Source organism: Rhizobium sp. BT-226 (genome assembly GCF_025847085.2).
GTDB lineage: Bacteria > Pseudomonadota > Alphaproteobacteria > Rhizobiales > Rhizobiaceae > Rhizobium > Rhizobium sophorae.
In genome coordinates, this window is sequence record NZ_JAOYTI010000008.1 from 1 (window position 1) to 19,014 (window position 19,014).

A 19,014-nucleotide genomic window follows, 5' to 3' on the forward strand; every position below is an offset into this window, starting at 1 on the left:
GAGAATTGCTGAACCGCCGCGCGCGCAACCTGCCTCAATGATCAACGCTCCGCTCGGGGCGGTACGACGCACTACCTCAAGCAATTGATGAAGTTGACGATCAGTCGTGTAAGAAAGGTATTCGGCGCGCACCCTTGACCAAGCCTGTCGAACGGCCCTTGGGTAGGCGGTCCGACGGGCGCGTTCCAAAAGCGCGTTGAAGCGCCAACGCGCCCCACGCGCAACTCTATGTACTGCTTTCATAACGCATCTACCCGCAACAGCGTCCGCCTCGGCGAAGCCTTACTGAACTCCCTACGACGCCCCTTGGCGGGGGAATCGTGTCTTGCCCTTCTCATCGATGTACTCGTCGTTGGCAAAAGCTGATCTGTTTTCATGATACGATCATCTCTGATCCTCACTCGCATACCTTCAAAGCCTTGACGGATAACTCAGCGGTTCATCAGGACAAAGTAAGCCAAGAGGAGAGGTTTGCGGTCTTACATCCATTTCGGAAAAAAGATTGACCGTCATCTGCTGCGCGCGGCGTTTCGGGAGCCCATAATTTCAGAGCCTTCCGATGACGGTACGAAACCCGGCTTTCTGCAACGACCTATCGAGAAGCTTTATAGACCCTTAGTAGGTTTCCCTCAACGGCCAATTGGCCCGGCTTAGACCGCCTTTCGGCTACGTAGCGGGGCTATCACTGCCCGTTTGATTGCATCGGCGCGGCCATTCATCCTCCAATTGGGTCTGCTGATTGCTCTTCCTGTGAACTTCCCCCCATTTCGACCATACAGTCGGTATAAGCAGAAAGGCTCAAGCACAGGCTTGAGGACAGGCTTATGTCCAACAACACCTGTCGTCGGCAATTCCGAGAGTATATCCTACGACTTTCGCTCTACAGGCGGCATCCCTTGGACAAACGGGCGTGTTGCAGGGCCCAGGTGATGGCTGAGATGCGCGAGGTCGGCAAGATGCGCCGCATCCTGTACAAGGCTCGAAGCCGCAAGCGGTGGCTTTTTTCGACATCGCCGCATGGTGGTGCCAATGCTGGCCCCAAGCAGGAAGCCACGCACTGGACCGTTCGTGCAATGGCATAAGCCGCTGGGATCTCATGACCTGTTGATTTCCCAGGCGATGCCTCGGTGTCGCGCCGAAGATATGCTTCTGCTGGATTTAGGCTGAAGTACCCGCCCCACCTCATCAATAGTGATGAGGCAAAATAAACGATCTCCACCTTCCTCAAGGCGTCCCCAGACTGCACACTAGGGAAGCGGCTTCGGACTTGTCGTCCGGCGTGCGAACAGAATCAAGGCAGTTGGACCAGCATCCCTTTAAGGATGCTTTGCAGGCGAGATATATAAATGAATTCATCGCACCGCGCCCCCCACGTGTTCCTTCGCGCGACCTTTGTCATCGGTGCACTCGCATTTCTTGCCGGAGCTGCGTCGCCGGCTCTCGCCGATAGCGTCCCCTTGACTCCGCAAACGAAAATCCGCCTGACGATCGTCCAATGGATGCAGTCCAAAGGCCAATATGAACGCTGGGATGCGCTTGGCGGCGAATACACGGTCTCCGATGACGGCGCAGTCTTTCTGCCGTTTCTTGGATCCCTTTCGGTCAGTAATCTCGATAACACCGACCTCACAAGCGAGATTGCCAAGCGCCTGCAGGAAAAAATCGGATTGGTTCAGGCACCTGCGGTCACCATCGAAATTCTCGAATACCCGCCAATCTACGTCGTGGGAGACGTAACCAAGCCCGGGGAATACAAATTCCGCCCTGGACTGACCGTCCTGCAATCACTGGCACTGGGCGGCGGCCCGTTCCGCGCTACAAGTCTGCAGCAATCGCAGACGATCAAACTCGCAGGCGAATTGCGGGAAATCGACCACTCCCTGCTGCGCAGCACTGCCAAATTAGCACGGCTCCAAGCAGAGATGACCGGGGTAAAGGAGATAACGTTCGATCGGACGCTCGGCGTCGATCAGCAATACGCCGCGGGAATATACAACGAGGAACGGGTCATTTTTCAGGCTCGTGCAAATGCGCTGGACAGGCAGTCGAAGGCGCTCACGGAATTGCGTGATCTTTTGAACAGTGAAGTCGGCATGCTGGGCGAGAAGGTGCAAGGCTCGGAAGACAATATCAAATCGATCGAGGACCAGCTGACCAGCGTCAAAACGCTGGTCACGAAAGGCCTCACCGTTTCGTCGCGTCAATTGGATCTGGAACGGTTGCTCACCACCTACCGCTCCAATCGGCTCGACCTTGTCACCGCCATCATGCGGGGCCGTCAGGCGATCAGTGAGACAACGCGAAATCTCGAGGGGCTTTATGACACGCGGCGAAGCGAAGTCGCTTCCGAATTGCAGTCGGAACAGGCAAGGCTCGACCAGCTCAAATTGAAGCGCGAGATGACGCAAAAACTGCTTCTCGATGACCTCGCGGCAGGGGGAGGCTCGAATATCACAGACGAGGCGCTCCCGCTGACGTTTACGGTGAGCCGGCGAAGCGAAGGCCAAATCAGGCAGTTCCAGGCCTCCGAAACGACGGCACTGATCCCGGGTGATGTTGTGAGGGTTGTTCGAACCCCCATTGCGGATCGCGTGTCTCAGGCCGCACCTGCCGACCTGCCGCGTGAAACTGAAACACGCGCCAGTCAGGCAAGCCAGTGACCCGCGAAAAGCATGTATTGCAATCGAACTCGCAGCGGACGATTGACCAGCGCGGAGGCGCTCCGACTACCTGCGCGGAGAAATCTCTTGATACAAGCTGCCATAGAGCCGACCGGGTCTTGAATTCGCTTCCTGCCCTAACAGGAATGCCTGTGCCGCGTATCCCCGAAGCGGCGTTGGGCCATATGTCGGCGACGCGCGCCACAGCATAGCGGCTAAGGATAGTTGATGACTTTGCGCATGATCCCAGCCAGTGGGCAGACTTATACCCAGATCCTCAAGTCGACTATGTTGATGGGCGGTTCCTCCTTCGTGAACGTCGCTCTAAGCGTCATTCGTAACAAGGCCCTGGCCGTTCTGCTGGGCCAGAAGGCGTGGGGCTCTTTGATCCTGGCGGAAAGATGCCCGGCCCTTCGGGTTGGCTGAAACGGGCCGCCTGATCGACCGGCCGGCTTGGCCGTAGAGCTGGGCTACGACGCGGCCGGCCGGTCGATCATCCGACTCCGTTTGAGCCAACAGAATGCTGCAATCTGACCAGGAAAGGCTCTAACAAAAAATGGCCCTGCGGCACAACGAAGATTGCATCACGCAATCAAGACATCACACAAGAGCGATGTCCCGATCGTGCTGTGCGGCGGCGGGTATGCCGGCAGCCTCAGCCAATGAGCTTCGAAGTGCTTCGACAACCCTGACGATGTCGAGATCCGTCATCTGGGCATAAAGCGGCAGGACTATCGTTTGCCGCTGCGCGGCCACGCTTCGCTTCAGGCTTGTCGCAGCACGATGAGAACTATGGTCGGAATAGGCACCTTCTAGATGAATGTTCATCACACCGCGTCGGGTCGAGATCCCTTGATCGAGCAGTGCCTGCATGACCGCCCTTTGGTCGACAGCATCAGGCAATCTCACGCAAAAGCTCTGCCAATTGCTACGAGCCCAATGCGGCTCGACCGGTGAGAGCCCAGGGATCGAAGACAGGCGCTCACAATATTGCTCGGCGAGCCGCCTGCGCTGCGCAATCAGCCCCGGCAGCCGCCGCAACTGTTCCCTTCCGACGGCAGCCTGAAGGTCGGTCATACGGTAGTTGTAGCCCAATTCGTCATAGTCTTCGAAAATCACCTGTTTCGAGCCATGGCGAACAGCATCGGTAACGCTCATGCCATGCTGACGCCACAGCCGGAATTTTCGATCATATTCGGGATTGGCGGTGGTCAACATGCCACCATCACCTGTCGTGACGACCTTCCGGGGATGGAAGGAGAAACAGGCAATGTCGCCATGCGGCTTGCCGATCTTTTCCCAACGCCCGTCCCACTGGATTTCGCTTCCCGTCGCGCATGCCGCATCTTCGATGACCGGCAGCTGATGGCGCTTGCCGATCTCCACGATCGAACGGAGATCGCAAGGCATGCCAAGCTGATGCACACATAGGATTGCCTTGGTGCGGGGCGTGATGGCTGCTTCGATCAGGCTGGGGTCGATATTGTAACCATCTGCTTCGATGTCGACGAAGACGGGCACCGCATTGCAGTATCGAACAGCGTTCGCGGTGGCGATGAACGAATGGCTGACCGTGATGACTTCATCGCCGGCACCGACATCGACCGCCATCAAGGCGAGATGCAGTGCGGTCGTGCAGTTTGAAACGGCGCAGGCATGTGCAGCGCCGACAAAGGCTGCGAATTCGCCCTCGAAGGCCGCGACTTCCGGTCCCTGCGTTACCCATCCTGACAGAATAACGCGGCGCGCGGCCTCAGCCTCCTCTTCTCCGAGGACGGGCTTGGCGACCGGAATCGTTGATAGAGACGGGCTCATGCAGCTTGCCCTCCTGCCGCAGCGGTCTTCATCTGCCACCAGGCGACAAGATCACGAAGCCCTTGTTCCATCGATATTTCCGCTTTGAAGCCCAGGAGTTTCTCGGCCTTGCTGATATCGGCAAGACGACGGGTTACGCCGTTGACCGTGCGGGCTTCTTTGTGCTGCGGTTCGAGTGAGACCCCCATGATGCTGCTCAGCATCTGCGCAAGTTGCAGGAGGCTTATTTCCTCGCCGCTCGCGACATTGAATACTTCATCGGTGACATCGCTCTTCGCAGCCAGCAGGTTTGCCCGGGCGATGTCACGTGCATCGACGAAGTCCATCGTCTGGCTGCCGTCTCCATAGATGAGGGGTGGCATTCCGGTCGCCAGACGCTCCATCCAGCGGATCAACACTTCGGTATAGGCGCCGTAAACGTCCATTCGTGGCCCGTAGACGTTGAAATAGCGCAGCGCAACATAGCGCAGGCCGTACATTTCCGCGAAGCTGCGCAGCAGCCCCTCGTTGAACGTTTTCGCCGCGCCATATATCGTCCTGTTATTGTAGGGATGATGCGCTTCGGTGGTCGGAAAGCTCTCGGCCAAACCCAGAACAGAGGCTGAAGAAGCAGCGACGACCTTCGACACACCGGCCTTTACGGCAGCTTCGAGAACGTTGAACGTGCCCTCGGCCAGCACATCGAAGGCAAGCCGTGGGTCTTCCGCGCATTGCGTGATGCGGATGGCCGCCTGGTGAAAGACGATGTCTACGCCCTCGAAGGTTTTCGCCAGCAACGCTCTATCACGGATATCTCCCTCGATGATGTTGACGGACCCGCCACCTATTGCCGTGCTGAGATTGTCCCGGCGCCCGCGCACGAAGTTGTCGAGGATGATAATCTCGCGCGGCTTCTCCAATGCGACGAGATCGGCGATATGCGACCCGATCAGGCCGGCTCCGCCGGTAATGAGTACCCGTTGATCTCTCACGATCTTCCTCCATGCGATATATCTAGCACAGCATCGGCTTCCGTGCGCCAGCGTATGAACTTCGCCGGCACGCCCGCCACGACTGAAAACGGTTCGACATCGGAAACAACGACTGCGCCCGCTCCGACGATCGCCCCCTTCCCGATGCTCACGCCGGGAAGAATTGTTGCGTTCGTTCCAATATCGGCCCATGCGCCGATGCGGACCGGCTTGATTTCGAGATCCGTGCGAATGATCGGCACATCCACCGGCAGTGCCGTATGGGTCGACCCAAGCACTTTGGCGCCAGGACCCCAGCCGACACAATCCTCGATAACCAGGTCGCGTGCGTCGAAATAGGCCATCGGGCCGATCCAGACATTGTCGCCGATCACGCAAGTGCCGTCGAAGCGTCCCTGGATATAGGCCTGGGCGCCGATGAACACGCCATTGCCGATTTCAAACGTTTCCGGATGTTTGAAACCGGCGCCGCCCGCAACCTGCAGTCCCGTGCCGCAGCTCCGCGCGATCGCTTGCCAAATGGCTTTCCGCATCAGAGTGTCGACGACCCCGTCGCCTGTGGCGAAACGACCGTAGAGGTCTATCAGGCCAGCGCGCCCGTATGATTGCCTGAGCTCTTCGACCAACCCAGTTTGGTAGTCAGGATCTGCCGGTCTTTCATGGCGACCATGGACGGCCTGCACCAGTCGAGCCTCGCCTGGGCGGTTAACTGACATAGGCGTACTCCAGCGCGGCGGCCACCTGGTCAACGTGTCGTACAGGCATCTCTGGATAGATCGGCAGCGAGAGGACCTCCCGTGCGGCGGCTTCCGAAACAGGGAAGTCCCCGGCCTGGTAACCAAGGTCGGCATGGGCTTTCTGCAGATGAACAGGGATGGGATAATGGAGCCCGGACGGAATGCCTTCCGCGCTGAGCAGGCGTTGAAGCCCATCGCGATCACGGCTTCTTATGGCATAGACATGATAGACGTGACGCCGGTCGGCTGCTTCGACAGGGATTGTCAAATCCGTCAATCCGGCAAGCAGCGAGGAGTAGCGGCGCGCAAGACTGCGACGCGCCTCGGTCCAGTCTTCAAGGTGCCCGAGCTTGACACGCAGGATCGCGCCTTGAAGGGCGTCCATGCGATAGTTAAAGCCTTTCAGCAGATGGTGATAGCGTTGCTCCTGACCCCAGTCTCGCAGCATGCGCATCGTCTTGGCCTGATCATCGTCATTGGTAACGACTATACCCCCCTCGCCGCAGGCGCCGAGGTTTTTGCCCGGATAGAAGCTGAAGCAGCCGGATACGCCGATACTGCCGGCGCGGTGGCCTTTGTATTGCGCCCCATGGGCCTGGCAGGCGTCTTCGATGACCGGTATCCCGTGGCGGTCGGCAATTGCCTTGATCGCGTCCATATCGGCCATTTGACCGTAGAGATGGACGGGAACAATGGCCTTGGTCCGGGGCGTAATCTTTGCCTCGACCTCAGCCGGATCCATCGTGAGTGTCACGGGCTCAACATCGACGAATACGGGTTGTGCGCCCGTGTAGCAGATCGCCGACACGGTTGCGACGAACGTGAATGGCACCGTCATGACCTCATCGCCAGGGCCAACGCCGGCCGCAAGGAGGGCAAGATGCAAGGCGCTCGTTCCGGTGTTGACGGCTATCGCATGCTTGACGTTGCAATAGTCTGCGAATTCCTGCTCGAAATGCGCGACCTCGTCGCCCAATACGTACTGTCCCGAGGCGAGGACGCCGAGCACGGCGGCGTCGATCTCACCCTTGATTGATTGATATTGTGCCTTAATGTCCAGGAACGGGATCATGCGATGCGCCTTGCCTCTTCGAGCTCGATGATGCGACCGCGCTGGGCTAACGACCGGCTTGCTGCTTCCAGAATGCGAACGACGCGCAGGCCGGCATGGCCGTCCGTAATGGGCCGCGAATTCTGCTCGATGCACTCGACGAACTGATCCAGTTCGCGTTTCAGTGCTTCGGTCATATCGAGCTTGGGCGCCCACATGTCGCCGCTGCGGTAGCCGACCATCATCTGATGCACTTTCTCGCCATAAGCCTGAGAATTGGGGTTCAGCGTGATGCCCTTGTCGTAGACCTTGATTTTTTCGCTGGGCTCCAGATCGTCGTAGACGATCATCTTGTTGCTGCCGCCGATCAGCGTGCGGCGCACCTTGACCGGCGCCAGCCAATTGACGTGGATGTGTGCGATGAGCTTGCTTTCGAAGAAGAGCGTCAGATAGGCGATGTTTTCCGGCTCGCCGAGTACATGGCTCATGCCTGTCGCTGAAACAGCCACCGGCCTTTCCTGCACAACATGGTCCAGGATGGAGAGATCATGCACCGCGAGGTCCCAGATGACGCTGACATCATGCTGAAAGAGCCCCAAATTGACCCGAACCGAGTCATAGTAATACATGTCGCCCAAGCCGTTCTCGACCAGTTCGCGCATCTTGCGGACGGCGCCGGTGTGGACGAAGGTATGATCCACCGCCAGCACAAGGCGTCGGCGTGTGGCCTCTTCGACCATCCGCGAGGCTTCCTCCGTCGTCGATGCCATCGGCTTTTCGACGAAGACATGCTTTCCGGCCATCATAGCCTGCATTGCGAGCTTGAAATGGGTGAAGACCGGCGTCGCGATAGCGATGGCATCCACTCTTGGATCACGCAGCACTTCCTCGAAATCATCGGTGATCGTCACTGCGGGGTAGCGGCTTTTGACAGCCGCCAACCGTTCGACATTGAGATCACAGACTGAAATGAGCTGCGCGCCGGCCGCTTCCGAGATGTTACGAACCAGATTCGGACCCCAGTACCCATACCCAACAACGGCGATACCGATCATTGCACTTCTCCCAGCGCTTGCATGTTGACTGATCGGTCATGAACGCGACCGATGATCCTGGCCGGAACGCCGACAACAATGGCGCCGTCGGGCACATCCTTGGTTACAACCGCGCCGGCGCCGACCTGTGCGGCTTCTCCGATGATGACGCCAGGCAGAATGGTGGCGTTGCTGCCAATCGACGCGTGGCGCTTGACCAGAGTAGGGATGACAGCCCAGTCGGCTTCGGTCTGAAGGCTGCTATCCGGATTGACGGCGCGCGGATATATGTCGTTCGTAAACATGACCCCGTGGCCAATGAAAACGCCGTCTTCCAGCGTCACGCCCTCGCAGAGGAAGGAATGGCTGGAGATCTTGCAGCTTTTTCCGACCAGGACGTTTTTCTGAATCTCGACGAAGGTGCCGATGCGCGTTCCCGCGCCGATCGTGCAGCCGTAAAGATTTACAAGGTCTGGATGGTGGATAATGGTGCCGTCATCCAGCGTGACGTTTGTTGCAATCATCCCTGCAAAACCCCCTACTCTTGAACAGGTCCAGACTTTCAGTTGAAACAAACAATCGCTTGATTGCGCCCAAGGTTTCACACCGACAGGACTAATATTTTTCTACAGTTCAAAGAGAATTGTTTTCTGTATCTGAGTAAAGAAACAAAACGTTTAAGGTTATTCACCTAAAGGCGTATCTACTTATGACGACTTACGCCTTTAATCATACGGCGACCAACGTTGGTGGCGGGCTCCCCTGCCGAATCCGTGGCCGGCCCTACGCCGGAGACTGCGATTGTTTCCATGCATTTAGTGGCTCGTCGCAAACTACGGTGTAACGATGTAGTTTATCCTGTAAACTATCTAGTAACGCGCAAGACTACTTCAGATTTATCTTTCTATTTCCGACTTATTACGGAAGTTGCGCGCTACTTAGCCTATATTAGCTACTGTAACGTTCCGCGAATTGTGGTATTCGATTCCTACTTTAGAGTTTCCTAAAACCCCCGAATTGAGAGGGGTTGGTACTCGGGTCGTAGTTGAGCGTAACGTGTTAGGGGAGGGTGAAGCTGTGAATTCAGCACTTGTACCGAATTTGGACCTCAGGCAGGAGAACGTAGCTCTTCCCCTCAGGATAGATAATCCGAACACATCTGCCGTGCCGGGAAGACACACGCATTCTCTTGTCATTCTCGATAATCGTGAGCTCGATCGTCAATGCCTGGCGCAATGCATGGCTGCCCAGAAAGCGGATTTGCAGATTCTGGCTTTTGGATCAATTGAGGAGTGGAAGCAGAAGCGCGATGAATATCCTCCGCTTTCGGCAATCCTCTTGAACGTCGGCGGCAAAAAGATCGATGAACCGACCGTTTCGGAGCAAATCCGGAAGCTTTCGTCGGAATTCGCATCGACGCCACTCATCGTATTGGCCGATAGCGACGATTTCGGTCAAATCGTTAGGGCACTTGAGTACGGAGCCAAAGGGTTCATACCCGCCTCAGTCAGCGTCAGCGTCTGTATGGAGCTGATCGCGCTGTCGGTGGCAGGAGGAATTTTTGTGCCTGCAAGCGCCCTGTTCGCCATGCGTCACTTGCTGGACTCGAGCAATTCGACCGCACGCCCCCTATCCGGCATATTCACGGATCGTCAGGTCGAAGTCGTGGAAGCGCTCCGACGCGGAAAGGCAAACAAAATTATCGCTTATGAGCTCAACCTGCGAGAAAGCACCGTAAAGGTGCATGTTCGCAATATTATGAAAAAGGTCAAAGCGACGAACCGAACGGAAGTCGTATTCAAGCTCAACGATCTTTTTCTTTCGGGCAGTTCTGCGGCAAGCAGCCTGTGCTGATGCGGTCGGCCGATCAGATCTTGCATCGCATCACAAGCGCATTCTCGCTCTAAACATCCTCGGTGGCTGCACGGCAAATACGCCACCGAGTCCGCGATTGCATCTTCAGCCTCACCCGGGAAGTTTGTCATGCACGCCTCTCCAGGTGAGGCGGTCTGCATGTGCGATTTTCCCACAGCTAATTGCCGGTGCCCATAGGAAGCCTGGAAAGCGCCGTTCGGATCCTGCGCAACGGGCCTCTCTGCGAATGGGGGACCAGACCGCGCGCAAGATGCCAGAAATATCGGAATTCAGGCAGCGGCGGTACATTCGGCCGCAGGCCATTCAGGCGCAGTCTGACCATCAGGCCATCGACGCCTGAATATAGTCGCAGACGCCAACCAGCATCACGTTTGAAGTGTAGAAATGTTACTTTCTCGCCGGCGCCGCTTCCGCCGAAGGGAGCGTGACGAAGAACATTTGCAAGATCTGGCTGCTGACAGCGCTCAAGAATATCGGAGAACCATGCAAGCCACTCGGAATCGCTCCGATCGGGAATCTGATGAATGCTTTTTCGATCCTTGCCATACCGTCCCGACACGACTTCATCGCCTGAGCGACCGAATTGCGCGATGACGAGGCGCGCGCGCCTGAATTCGTCGTGGGATAGAGATGGATAGAAATCTTGCAGCCTCCGCGCCCGCTCAAACTGGCCTCTGCAGATCAAAGCGAGAAGGAAGTACGCCCACTCGACCGGATCCGGGTTGAGTGCCCCATATTCGGTCATGGTCACCTTGACCAGGTCCACCAGGAGGTCATAAGCGCGCTCGGCGTCGCCCTCCTGCAATGCACAGATGGCAAGGCGGAATTTGGCTTCGGGCAGGTAGGATACATAGTCCAGGCAGCGCGCGTAGCACTGCTTGGCCTCCTCCACCCTGCCCTGCTCGAGAAGCAAGTCGCCCTGCTTCAGCAAAGCGCGATCGCTCGCTTCCCCCACGACATGGACGCTCTCTTGCTTGGAGATCCGCTGGACCTTTGTAAGATCGCCGAAGGGACCGGACTGGATGATCTTTTCGCCGAACTGCAGGCCCTTGTTCAGCATGAACCACTGATATATTTGCGGCCTGTGGCTCAGTGTATGACACGAATGGATCAAACTGTAACCGGCTGTCGTGATACGCCGTATTTCGTCGGGATGGGCAAAAAGGTAATCCAGTCGCTCGACCACGTTGTGGCCGTCAACAAAGACACAGTTTTCCATGTCGACAAAGCCGGCTGCCTCTACTGCCGCCGTGCGTTCGGTCACGAGGCAGGCATTTGCCCCGGGAATCTCGAAGTGCTTGCGTACGACCTCGCCGCCCATAGTGCCGCATGTGGGGACGATGAGGCTCGCGTTGAGCGCGCGCGCATAAGCCTCTCCAGACAGGAGCTGGGAAGCCAGCTTGCTCTCATAGGCGTGTTGCGGCGAGACCAGGCAGGGGTAACGGTCGCGGATCATCGGAAAGACCGTCTGTCGCCAGGGATAAAGGCCGTAGGCCTGACCTGTGAGCATGGCCGGGATGACCTTATGCTGGCGATAGTCGTGGTAGACTTCGGGATCGATGAAATTTGGCCAGACGAACAGATTCTCCTTCACCGCCGGCATATATTCCGGAGCCATCGTTGCGATCGCGAAATACGCCTCGATGCCCCACTGCTCCATATCGGAAAGGAAGCCCGCGCGTCGATCGCACCATGCGTCGGCGTTATGAAGGCCAAGCTTCGGAACGGCGACATGGGTATTGGTGTTGGTGATTTTTATCCGACGCGACCCATGCGACCGATAACCGCTTTCAAACAGCGTCAGATCCGGCTCGTACCTGTCGCATATCTCTGCATAGTCGCAGTCACGGTTAATGACGACGACATCGAAATGTGTTGCGAGGCATTTGACCTGCTGCTGCATGTGCAGCAGCAGGTAACCGGCCGCGGTCGCATTGGGCTGATGGTCCCATTGAAAAAAAACGAGCCGCGGCTTTCGATCATTAACGTTGCTATTCATGTCCCTATCGAATGGCTTCAGGAGCAGTGAGCTCGACGTTCGCGGCCGCCAGATGCGGATAAGCCTCTTGCGAGGACTTGGCGCTGGGCCAGTTCCTTGCGCCGCCGGAAAGCTTCCACTCGAAATAAGCGATCGTTCTCTCAAGCCCCTCACGAAGGTTCACCTTCGGCTGCCAGCCCAGTTGTTGCGTTGCGCGGCTGATATCGGGCTTGCGCTGTGTCGGATCGTCAACTGGCAGATCCTTGAAGACGATGCCGGACTTCGATCCGGTCATTTCGACCACCATTTCTGCCAATTCTCGGACCTGGAATTCTCCGGGGTTGCCGAGATTGATGGGGCCTGTGACCCCAGCGGGCGCGCCCATCAAACGGATAAAGCCGTCGATCAGGTCGTCCACATAGCAGAAGGAGCGCGTTTGCGTGCCGTTGCCGAAGATGGTGATCGGCTCGTTTCGAAGCGCCTGAACGATGAAATTGGAGACGACGCGGCCGTCATTGGTCTGCATGCGCGGCCCATATGTGTTGAAGATCCGCGCCACCCGGATTTCCACGTTATACTGACGATGATAGTCGAAGAACAACGTTTCGGCACACCGCTTGCCTTCGTCATAACATGCCCGCGGGCCTATGGGATTGACACTGCCCCGATACTCCTCCGGCTGCGGGTGGACTGCCGGATCGCCATAAACTTCGCTCGTGGATGCCTGGAAGATCTTCGCCTTGGTGCGTTTAGCCAGGCCGAGCATATTGATGGCCCCGTGCACATTGGTCTTCACGGTCTGCACTGGATCGAATTGATAGTGGACCGGAGATGCTGGGCAGGCGAGGTTGTAGATCTCGTCGACCTCCACATAAAGCGGGAAGGTGATGTCGTGGCGAAGAATCTCAAAGCGGGGATCGTCGAGAAGGTGCAGTACATTGTCGCGCGAACCGGTGTAGTAATTGTCCACGCAGAGAACGTCATTGCCCTCTCGCAAAAGCCTTTCACACAGGAATGATCCCAGAAATCCGGTGCCGCCGGTTACCATAACTCGCTTTTGTCCGTGCATTGGTGTGCTCCGTTGTTGACGGTTGCCTCGCGGAAGCGAGGATGGTTAGTAGGCTCCCCTGCGCTTGAAGAGCGCAGGGATTGTGCTGAGAAGAATTTGGCAGTCGAACCACAGGGACCGGTTGTCGATGTAGAACTCGTCGAGTTGCTGCTGCAGCTCGATATCCGCATTGCTTCGTTCGGATATTTGCCAAAGGCCCGTGAGCCCCGGCGTGACGGAACGGCGCTTGGCTCGAAATTCGCCGTCCATAGCCAGGAGGTGATATTCAGGAAACGGACGCGGTCCGACGATGGCCATCTCACCCGCAATGATGTTTGCCAATTGCGGCAGCTCATCGATGCTCGAAGAGCGCAGCATATGTCCTATAACCGGAAGGACGCGCGGATCGTCTCTGAGCTTGAAGTGGCTCAACCACTCGGCGCGCATAGTCGGGTTGTCTTGGAACAGTGCTTCAAGGCGCTGTTCCGCATCCTGATACATCGTCCTCAATTTCAGAACGTGCACAGGCTTGCCGGACCGCCCTTCCCTGGTGTGCCGGAAGAAGACGGGGCCTGGATCAATGGCATAGATTGCGGCCGCTGCAAACGCGATGAATGGCGCGACCACGATCATTGCAGGGATGGCGATTGCGAGATCGAGGATCCGGCGAACCAGATCCGAGTTCACTGAATTCTCACCAGTGGCGAGGCGAATACCGATCTCTCCGCCGACATCCGCAGGTCGCAGTCCGCTTACCTTGAGGCTCGGCGTGTCGGACAGCAAGATGACTTCGGCAAACTTCCGACGCATCACCGCCAAATCGGGTATAAGCGAGCCTGTTTCGGCCGCAACCACGGCAATGGAAGGCCTGCCATCGGGCAATGTCTCCAAAGTATCGGGGAAAAAGGGCTCCGGCCTGATGCCATACTGCCAGTGGTCCTTGAAGTGGGTCACGAGAGCGGGAGTAAGGTTGTGTGCCCCTATGACAACCGCGCGCTCGCCCCAGACTCCAAGCTTCCAGCACAGGCCCCGTGCAAGCCAATGCACAAATGGCTGAACAATCAGCCCGAGAGCGAGGAACCCAATGACGGCAAGCAGCAGTCCTTCCCCCTCCGGCAGGATAATTGCTCCAAACGCCGCCAGGACAGCCACCTTGACGGCAGCTACACTGCGCCGCCGCAGATGTTCATGGTCATGCAACCGGTATCCAGGATAGAGGCCGGCCGATGCGTAAAGAATAATCGCGGCAAGTGCTGCGATCGTGAACGTACGCTCCGCTAGCGTGCCTTCCAAACCACTGGGGAGAAAGGACAGGAGAACAAAATAGGCAATCAAATAGCCCGCAATGTCGCCGGCGACCAGAAAGGACGAGGTTGCGAGCCGAGGAAGCCGACGCCGTAGTGCGACGGGCATATTCGGCCCTGCCCGGTCAAAGGGATCGGCGGCCTTAGCTGCTATGGGTGGCACAGAACCTGCCGGAATCGCCCGCGCCGTCATATCATTTGATGTGGCTGCCTTCGACGGACGCGGTGTCATTTCTGTCGACGCAAATAAGGACATGATGGCTACACCTTTACAGCTGCTGCTTTTGGCGCGCTTGATCCAAAAACCGCGTCTTCGATCGGAAACTTCCGAAGCCCCAGTCTCTGGAATGCCGTCAGTGAGATGAAGGTCGGCACGACGAGCGCATAGCGCCGCCACAGCCGTCGTGGCTCGCATAAAAGACGAAACGCCCATTCGAAGCCGCTTCTTTGAATGATCCTTGGAGCCTGCCGCTTGAGGCCGGCGTGGAAATCGAATGCGGCTCCGACTCCGATGAGCATCGATGCTTCCAGACGATCACGCATGCGCGCCATCCAGAGTTCCTGCTTGGGACTGCTCAGCCCGACCCAGATGATATCGGCGCCCGATCGATTGAGCCGGTCAGCGATTTCCGTTTCCTCCCACGTCGACAGGTTGCGAAAAGGGGGCGCATAGGAGCCGACGATCCGTGCTTGCGGAAATTTTGCGAGAAGGCGCGCCTGCAGCTGTTCGAGCGTTTCGGCCGTTGCGCCATAAAGGAAGTGGCGCAAGCCCTTGGAGCTGCCGGAATCGAAAACGGATAACATGAGATCCGGTCCATAGACCCTGTCGCTTTCGGCATGACCAGCACGCTTCAAGGCCCATACCAACGGCATGCCATCAGGAGTTACGAGGAAAGCCCGGTTATGTATCGACCGGAGCTCGGGATCATTTTGACATCGGACAACGCCGTGTGCGTCGCGAACGCACACATATTCCTTCCTGCCGTCTTCGATCGCTTTTTGAATAAATCCAGTCGCGCTTTTGAGATTAACTGCCGAAATGCGAACACCAAGTACATTAATCCATTCCAAAGAACTCGTTTGATTGAGAACTGAATCTTGGCTGCCGTCTGCTGATTGCTTTCTCATGACCTGCGCTTTCGCGATCTAAACTGTCATAAGAATATGCCGCCAGGACGATTGCCTCCATACTTGCGTCTCCAACTGTTGGACGTAGAAGAGACTTCATGTTTCTACGTCTTACGCCGAGATAGGTTACATATTCGAAGTAAGGCTATGTACCCCACGGCTTGCCACGTTGCTCTTTTTGATGAGCGCTGTCCCGAAAGAGCGGTTTGACCTCGGCAAGGCCGGACGCAGGTCGTCATCCCGCCAGAGCGCAACCGAAAAGTCCAGCGCGCCTACGATGCAAACCTCTACAAGGAACGCAATCGCATCGAGCGCTTCTTTGGCAAGCTCAAACAGTCTCGACGCGTCGCAACCCGATACGACAACCTGCTCGTGAACTTCAGGGGGTTCGTCAGGCTCGCCGCAATCGCAATATGGCTAAAATCGTCGATATGCTTCTTTACAACGCGGCGAGAAAACCCTGCGGGGCGGCCCGCTTATGCGATGAATATGGCGCATGCATCTTGCACACCGGATCGATCCAAGCCGGGTCAGCCAACGGAGCAAGCTGCGTCCCGAGGTCTCGCACCAGCGGTCGAACTTGGTCGCCCCGCTCAAACACGGTCTGGAGCGAGACATCGATACCACGCTCGGCAAGCAGACCGTCGACATAAGGCAGGCTCAGCAGAAACGGAAAGCGTAGTCACATCGCATGCGCGATGATCTCCGCGGGAAAGCGGTGGCGCATGAAATGCTGAGCAATGGGTTGGTCGAATCGATACGGTGGACCTCCCATTACCATCTCGATCAGCACCAATCGTAAGGCAATGCTGCCCAAAATTGCCGAATTCAGAAAAAAATGTCGATTCCGCATTTGGCGGGAGCAATCCAGCCACGCCCACCAGGTTTTTCTAAAGTTTTCAATGGATGCATGTCGCCCTGGTTGCAGAAAGAATAACTCGCGGCAAGCGAGATATTAATACTGCCACATTTTTGGCGACTCGAAATTCACCAAATATTTCAAAACGTAACTTTGGATCGATCCGGATATTGTGGCAGCAATAAGGCTATGCTTCTCAAGCACTTACTGTTGCGTTGCTGTTGCGCCCTCAAAAATGTCGCCCTATAACCTGCCGCCGTAACGCTGGATTAACCACAGATATTAACGGGCGGGGGTTGAGGAACAAGACCATGACAACATACTACGTAGCGACGACTGGCAGCAACGGCGGTAACGGCAGTGCCTCCTCTCCCTTCCGCACGATCAGCGAGGCGATGTCGGCGAACCTTAGGCCCGGCGACGAGGTCGTGGTGAAGGCGGGGACCTACAACGAAGCTATTAACATCGACAAAGACGGCTCGGCGGCAGCCGACATCACGCTGCGCTCGGAAGTGCCCGGCGGGGCGCTGATCCGGCCGCCCGCGGGCTCGTGGAACGCGATCAGTGTCAACGCCAACTACGTGACAATCGACGGCTTTGACATCGGCGGCGCCAAAGGCGACGGCATCGAAGCGAACAATGTCCACCACGTCTCAGTTCTCAACAACAAGGTCCACGACAGCGGGGAGTCGGGCATTCAGTTCAACTGGTCGGATTTCATCCGCATTGAAGGGAACGAGACCTACAATAATGCGTCGTCAGGCTGGTTCTCGGGCATTTCGATCTACCAAAACCGGAACATCACCGGCGATACCTCGACCGACGGCTACCGGACGATTGTGCGGGACAACATCTCGCACGACAACGTCACCAAGTCGGGTGAGCACACCGATGGCAACGGCATCATCATCGACGATTTCCAGAGCACGCAGACGAGCGGTCATCCGAACTACACGTTCAAGACCCTGGTCGACAATAACCTCGTCTACGAGAACGGCGGCAAAGGCATCCAAGTTACCTGGAGCGACTCCGTCACGGTGAAAAACAACACCGCATACCACAACAATCAGGACCCGCAGAACAGCGGCACCTGGCGCGGTGAGCTCAGCAACTCGCAGTCGAGCAACAACACCTGGGTCAACAACATCGCCGTAGCGGACCCATCGGTTAACAAGAACAACACTGCGATCGATAACACGTCGACCGGCGGCTATACCAACGACAACGTCGTCTGGGCCAACAACATCACCTACAACGGCACGGCCGGCCAGGCATCGGTCAAGACCGACGGCGGCAACGCTATGCCGAGCGCGGCGAACGGCAACAAGCTCGGCGTCGACCCGAAATTCTCGGGGGCAGCGAGCGACAACTTCCACCTCGGCTCCGGCTCGGCGGCGATCGACAGCGGAACCGCCAAGTACGGCGTCGGGTCGGTCGATCTCGACGGCCACGCTCGCGTCGTTGGAACTGTCGACATGGGTGCCTACGAATCGAGCTCCAGCGCGGCACCGGGAACGCCAACCACGCCGACTAATCCGGGGACGCCAACCACACCGACACAACCGGGAACGCCAACCACGCCGACGAACGCATACATCGGCACCAACGGCAACGACATCCTGCCACACACCGGTCAGTCCAACGGCGGCAACGAAACCTTCAAGGGTCTCGGCGGTAGTGACGTGTTGAAGGGCGGCGCCGGCGCGGACGTGCTCGACGGCGGTAATGGTACCGACACGGCCAGCTATGCGGGCTCCGGGGCGGTCAGCGTCAATTTGGCGACCAAGGCCGCATCGGGCGGGCAGGCCACCGGTGACAAGATCGCCAGCATCGAAAACTTGACTGGCTCCAGCTACAACGACGTGCTGACCGGCGGCAATGGCGGCAGCAACGTTCTCAATGGCGGGGCTGGCGCGGACAAACTCAGCGGCGGCGCCGGCGGGGACGTCATCAATGGTGGTGCCGACAACGACACGGCCGGCTATGTGGGCTCCGGCGCGGTCAACGTCAACTTGGCGACTGGGGCCGCAACGGGCGGGCATGCCGCCGGTGACAAGTTCGTCAGCATCGAAAACTTGACTGGCTCCAGCTACAACGACGTGCTGACCGGAAATAGCGGCAGCAACGTTCTCGATGGCGGGGCCGGCGCGGACAAGCTGAACGGCGGACTCGGCAACGACAAGCTGTTCGGAAAAGCCGGCGCGGACATTCTGACCGGCGGCGGCGGCGGCGATACCTTCGTCTTCAATGTGAAGCCCGACAATATCAGCGTCGACAAGATCCGGGATTTTTCCTCCGCGGCGGGCGACAAGCTGATGCTCGATCATTCGATTTTCACCACGCTCAGCCTATCCAAATTTTCGGACGAGAATTTCGTTCTGGGAACAAAAGCGCTGGAGGCTGATGACAAGCTGATCTACGATCAGAAGAGCGGCATTCTATCCTATGACGCGGATGGGAGCGCAGCGGGCGCGGCCGTCCATGTCGCGGATCTCGATAATTCCGCAGCACTTCACTTCAAAGATTTCCTGCTTGTCTAACCAGGTCGGCCCGT

Annotated in this window: 15 protein-coding genes and 2 pseudogenes; 7 read left to right on the plus strand and 10 right to left on the minus strand. The window is 57.4% G+C overall.

Annotation, left to right across the window (positions count from 1 at the left end; all coding sequences use genetic code 11):
• Positions 1-938: 938 nt before the first annotated feature.
• The 3 genes and pseudogenes from OIU37_RS32260 to OIU37_RS32270 form a co-directional block, all read left to right on the plus strand.
• Entirely contained in the window at positions 939-1,082 is a 144-nt protein-coding gene (locus OIU37_RS32260) for a hypothetical protein (protein WP_264259856.1), read from the plus strand.
• A 264-nt stretch (positions 1,083-1,346) separates the two neighbouring features.
• The gene (locus OIU37_RS32265; RefSeq protein ID WP_171605285.1) at positions 1,347-2,660 is read left to right on the plus strand and encodes a polysaccharide biosynthesis/export family protein; all 1,314 of its coding nucleotides are present in this window, start codon (positions 1,347-1,349) and stop codon (positions 2,658-2,660) included.
• A gap of 228 nt (positions 2,661-2,888) precedes the next feature.
• Positions 2,889-3,043, plus strand: a pseudogene (locus OIU37_RS32270) (O-antigen translocase); the annotation flags it as partial.
• A gap of 217 nt (positions 3,044-3,260) precedes the next feature.
• On the opposite strand, the gene OIU37_RS32275 reads toward OIU37_RS32270, so the two are convergent.
• From OIU37_RS32275 to OIU37_RS32300, 6 genes are read right to left on the minus strand one after another with little or no spacing between them, the layout of a single operon-like run.
• Complete coding sequence (locus OIU37_RS32275) at positions 3,261-4,475, minus strand: DegT/DnrJ/EryC1/StrS aminotransferase family protein (RefSeq protein ID WP_264259857.1); 1,215 nt, start codon at positions 4,473-4,475, stop codon at positions 3,261-3,263.
• Entirely contained in the window at positions 4,472-5,446 is a 975-nt protein-coding gene (locus tag OIU37_RS32280) for an NAD-dependent epimerase/dehydratase family protein (RefSeq protein ID WP_062941749.1), read from the minus strand. The genes OIU37_RS32275 and OIU37_RS32280 overlap by 4 nt, the downstream gene beginning before the upstream one ends.
• The gene (locus OIU37_RS32285; RefSeq protein WP_171605079.1) at positions 5,443-6,162 is read right to left on the minus strand and encodes a DapH/DapD/GlmU-related protein; all 720 of its coding nucleotides are present in this window, start codon (positions 6,160-6,162) and stop codon (positions 5,443-5,445) included. The genes OIU37_RS32280 and OIU37_RS32285 overlap by 4 nt, the downstream gene beginning before the upstream one ends.
• On the minus strand, positions 6,152-7,255 hold the full coding sequence (locus OIU37_RS32290) for a DegT/DnrJ/EryC1/StrS aminotransferase family protein (RefSeq protein WP_180695643.1): 1,104 nt from the start codon (positions 7,253-7,255) through the stop codon (positions 6,152-6,154). The genes OIU37_RS32285 and OIU37_RS32290 overlap by 11 nt, the downstream gene beginning before the upstream one ends.
• The gene (locus tag OIU37_RS32295) at positions 7,252-8,289 is read right to left on the minus strand and encodes a Gfo/Idh/MocA family protein (RefSeq protein ID WP_171605081.1); all 1,038 of its coding nucleotides are present in this window, start codon (positions 8,287-8,289) and stop codon (positions 7,252-7,254) included. Before OIU37_RS32295 ends, OIU37_RS32290 begins: the two co-directional genes overlap by 4 nt.
• Complete coding sequence (locus tag OIU37_RS32300) at positions 8,286-8,792, minus strand: acyltransferase (protein ID WP_264259980.1); 507 nt, start codon at positions 8,790-8,792, stop codon at positions 8,286-8,288. Before OIU37_RS32300 ends, OIU37_RS32295 begins: the two co-directional genes overlap by 4 nt.
• A 553-nt stretch (positions 8,793-9,345) precedes the next feature.
• Here OIU37_RS32300 and OIU37_RS32305 point away from each other — a divergent pair.
• Entirely contained in the window at positions 9,346-10,122 is a 777-nt protein-coding gene (locus OIU37_RS32305) for a response regulator transcription factor (protein WP_171605082.1), read from the plus strand.
• 178 nt (positions 10,123-10,300) lie between these two features.
• On the opposite strand, the gene OIU37_RS32310 is transcribed toward OIU37_RS32305, so the two are convergent.
• The 4 genes from OIU37_RS32310 to OIU37_RS32325 are packed head-to-tail and all read right to left on the minus strand — an operon-like array spanning position 10,301 to position 15,601.
• Positions 10,301-12,142, minus strand: coding sequence for a glycosyltransferase (locus OIU37_RS32310; protein ID WP_264259858.1), 1,842 nt, complete (start codon positions 12,140-12,142; stop codon positions 10,301-10,303).
• A 4-nt stretch (positions 12,143-12,146) separates the two neighbouring features.
• Positions 12,147-13,190, minus strand: coding sequence for a UDP-glucuronic acid decarboxylase family protein (locus OIU37_RS32315; protein WP_264259859.1), 1,044 nt, complete (start codon positions 13,188-13,190; stop codon positions 12,147-12,149).
• 45 nt (positions 13,191-13,235) lie between these two features.
• Complete coding sequence (locus OIU37_RS32320; RefSeq protein WP_171605085.1) at positions 13,236-14,729, minus strand: sugar transferase; 1,494 nt, start codon at positions 14,727-14,729, stop codon at positions 13,236-13,238.
• A 5-nt stretch (positions 14,730-14,734) separates the two neighbouring features.
• Entirely contained in the window at positions 14,735-15,601 is an 867-nt protein-coding gene (locus OIU37_RS32325; RefSeq protein WP_180695640.1) for a WecB/TagA/CpsF family glycosyltransferase, read from the minus strand.
• A gap of 225 nt (positions 15,602-15,826) precedes the next feature.
• On the opposite strand from OIU37_RS32325, the pseudogene OIU37_RS32330 reads away from it, so the two are divergent.
• From OIU37_RS32330 to OIU37_RS32340, 3 genes and pseudogenes are all read left to right on the plus strand, one after another.
• Positions 15,827-16,024, plus strand: a pseudogene (locus OIU37_RS32330) (transposase); the annotation flags it as partial.
• A 73-nt stretch (positions 16,025-16,097) separates the two neighbouring features.
• Complete coding sequence (locus OIU37_RS32335) at positions 16,098-16,283, plus strand: hypothetical protein (RefSeq protein WP_180695639.1); 186 nt, start codon at positions 16,098-16,100, stop codon at positions 16,281-16,283.
• Positions 16,284-16,771: 488 nt separating this feature from the next.
• The gene (locus OIU37_RS32340; RefSeq protein WP_264259860.1) at positions 16,772-19,000 is read left to right on the plus strand and encodes a right-handed parallel beta-helix repeat-containing protein; all 2,229 of its coding nucleotides are present in this window, start codon (positions 16,772-16,774) and stop codon (positions 18,998-19,000) included.
• Positions 19,001-19,014: the final 14 nt, after the last annotated feature.

What these genes read in the sequence shown, in the direction of transcription:
- OIU37_RS32260 (WP_264259856.1), top strand. Translation starts at nt 939, where the DNA reads ATGCGCGAGGTCGGCAAGATGCGCCGCATCCTGTACAAGGCTCGAAGC.
- OIU37_RS32265 (WP_171605285.1), top strand. Translation starts at nt 1,347, where the DNA reads ATGAATTCATCGCACCGCGCCCCCCACGTGTTCCTTCGCGCGACCTTT.
- OIU37_RS32275 (WP_264259857.1), bottom strand. Translation starts at nt 4,475, where the DNA reads ATGAGCCCGTCTCTATCAACGATTCCGGTCGCCAAGCCCGTCCTCGGA.
- OIU37_RS32285 (WP_171605079.1), bottom strand. Translation starts at nt 6,162, where the DNA reads ATGTCAGTTAACCGCCCAGGCGAGGCTCGACTGGTGCAGGCCGTCCAT.
- OIU37_RS32290 (WP_180695643.1), bottom strand. Translation starts at nt 7,255, where the DNA reads ATGATCCCGTTCCTGGACATTAAGGCACAATATCAATCAATCAAGGGT.
- OIU37_RS32295 (WP_171605081.1), bottom strand. Translation starts at nt 8,289, where the DNA reads ATGATCGGTATCGCCGTTGTTGGGTATGGGTACTGGGGTCCGAATCTG.
- OIU37_RS32300 (WP_264259980.1), bottom strand. Translation starts at nt 8,792, where the DNA reads ATGATTGCAACAAACGTCACGCTGGATGACGGCACCATTATCCACCAT.
- OIU37_RS32310 (WP_264259858.1), bottom strand. Translation starts at nt 12,142, where the DNA reads ATGAATAGCAACGTTAATGATCGAAAGCCGCGGCTCGTTTTTTTTCAA.
- OIU37_RS32315 (WP_264259859.1), bottom strand. Translation starts at nt 13,190, where the DNA reads ATGCACGGACAAAAGCGAGTTATGGTAACCGGCGGCACCGGATTTCTG.
- OIU37_RS32320 (WP_171605085.1), bottom strand. Translation starts at nt 14,729, where the DNA reads ATGTCCTTATTTGCGTCGACAGAAATGACACCGCGTCCGTCGAAGGCA.
- OIU37_RS32325 (WP_180695640.1), bottom strand. Translation starts at nt 15,601, where the DNA reads ATGAGAAAGCAATCAGCAGACGGCAGCCAAGATTCAGTTCTCAATCAA.
- OIU37_RS32335 (WP_180695639.1), top strand. Translation starts at nt 16,098, where the DNA reads ATGCATCTTGCACACCGGATCGATCCAAGCCGGGTCAGCCAACGGAGC.
- OIU37_RS32340 (WP_264259860.1), top strand. Translation starts at nt 16,772, where the DNA reads ATGACAACATACTACGTAGCGACGACTGGCAGCAACGGCGGTAACGGC.